Genomic DNA, 1,925 nt, shown 5'->3' with positions numbered 1-1,925 from the left:
GGGGAGCTGGGGAGCTGGGTCAGGCGTAGGGGTTCTGCCCCTCCTTGAGGCGGTTCGCGAACTCCTTCAGCGCGTCCAGGGCCCGGAGGTACGGCATCGGGCCGTACGAGACGCGGGCGACCCCGGCGGCCGCCAGGTCGGCCACGGACGAGCCGGGCATCTGGTTCGCGTTGATCGGGCCCGGCAGCTCCTTGACCAGCGTCGGGACGGCGTCGATCGGCGCCATGATCGGGTACACGCAGTCGGCCCCGGCCTCGAAGTACAGGCGGCCCCGGACGATCGCGGCGTCGGCCGGGTCCGGTGCCTTGGCGGCGAACGTGTCGACCCGGGCGTTGATCACCAGCGCGTCGCCGGCGGCGGCCCGGACGGCGGCGAGGTACTCGGCCTGCGTCTCCGGCTCCGCGAGCGCCCCGGCGTAGGTGTCCTCCAGGTTGCAGCCCGCGGCGCCGATGGCGAGCAGGCGCTCGACGAGCTCGTCCGGCGACAGCCCGTAGCCCGCCTCGGCGTCGACGGTGACAGGGACGGACGCGGCGCGGATGACGCGTCCGGCGGCGGCGAACATCTCCCCGGCGGGCGCGCCCTCGTGGTCGGGATAGCCGAGCATCGCGGAGATGGCGGCACTGGCCGTCGCGAGCGCCGGGAAGCCCGCCTCCTCGACGGTGGTGGCGCTCGCCGCGTCCCAGACGTTCGGCAGCAGCAGCGGATCACCGGGACGGTGCAGGTCACGAAGCAGCGCGGCATGTTCGGTCATGGTGTCTCCTTTCCCATCACCCAATGGACTAGGCAGACCACTGAAGTGTGACACCCGTCCCGGACATTCCCCCGCCCCCGGCGGCTGGGTTAGCGTCGAGATGATCAGCCGAACGCGATGAGGGAGTGCGCATGCTGCCGTGGTCCGCCGAGCTCGCCGGCCGCCTGGAAGAGCACGTCGTCAGCAGCGAGCTGCTGCGCGGCAACCCGCTGGACGACCCGCACGAGCGGCCCGTCCTGGTCTACGTCCCGCCCGGCTACGACGACGAGCCGGAGCGCCGCTACCCCAGCGTGTACGCGATCCAGGGGTTCACCGGCCACCTCGAGATGTGGCGCAACCGGATGCCGTACCGGCAGCCGTTCCCGGAGACCGCGGACGCGGTGTTCGCGTCCGGCGAGGCCCCGCCCGCGGTCGTGGTGTTCGTGGACGCCTGGACGGCGCACGGCGGCAGCCAGTTCGTCGACTCGCCCGGCACAGGCCGCTACCACTCCTACATCTGCGACGAGGTCGTCCCGTGGGTGGACGCCCGCTACCGGACGCTGAACGCCCCGGAGCACCGCGCGATCAGCGGCAAGTCCAGCGGCGGCTACGGCGCGATGATCACGCCGATGCTGCGTCCCGACCTGTTCGGCGCCCTCGCGACGCACGCCGGAGACGCGCTGTTCGAGTACTCCTACATGCCCGAGTTCCCGAAGTGCGTCCGGCATCTGCGCAGGTACGACGGCGACATCTGGCGCTGGTGGGACGACTTCAAGGGGCGCACCTCGTTCACCAGGCCCGAGGACATGGACCTGCTCAACCTCCTCGCCATGGCGCTGTGCTACTCCGCGCGCGACGACGGCACGCCCGACCTGCCGTTCGACCCGGTCAACGGCATGATCCGGCAGGACGTCTGGGACCGCTGGCTCGCCTGGGACCCGGTCCGCATGGTGCCGGGGCACGCCGAGGCGATGCGCTCGCAGCGGGCGATCTGGATCGACGGCGGGACGCGCGACGAATGGTTCCTGGACGTCGGCGCGCAGGCGTTCCGCCAGGCACTCCTCGACGCCGGAGTCCGGGAGGACGTGATCCGCTTCGAGCTGTTCGAGGCGGGGCACGGCGGGATCGACTACCGCTACCCGCTCGCCCTCACCTGGCTCTGCCACGCCATCGCCCCCTGACACCGCCACACCCC

General features: G+C 71.9%; 2 protein-coding genes. One reads left to right on the top strand and one right to left on the bottom strand.

The features are described 5' to 3' along the window. Positions 1-19: 19 nt before the first annotated feature. Positions 20-751 (bottom strand): isocitrate lyase/PEP mutase family protein, encoded by a 732-nt coding sequence (locus tag ETD83_RS41565; protein ID WP_138650725.1) that lies wholly within the window; start codon positions 749-751, stop codon positions 20-22. A gap of 131 nt (positions 752-882) precedes the next feature. Here ETD83_RS41565 and ETD83_RS41560 point away from each other — a divergent pair, with 131 nt between their 5' ends. Further along, complete coding sequence (locus tag ETD83_RS41560) at positions 883-1,911, top strand: alpha/beta hydrolase (RefSeq protein ID WP_138650724.1); 1,029 nt, start codon at positions 883-885, stop codon at positions 1,909-1,911. The last annotated feature ends 14 nt before the right edge of the window (positions 1,912-1,925 follow it).

This window comes from Actinomadura soli, from assembly GCF_005889715.1.
Taxonomy (GTDB): domain Bacteria; phylum Actinomycetota; class Actinomycetes; order Streptosporangiales; family Streptosporangiaceae; genus Spirillospora; species Spirillospora soli.
This window is presented reverse-complemented; position numbering and strand designations above follow the sequence as displayed.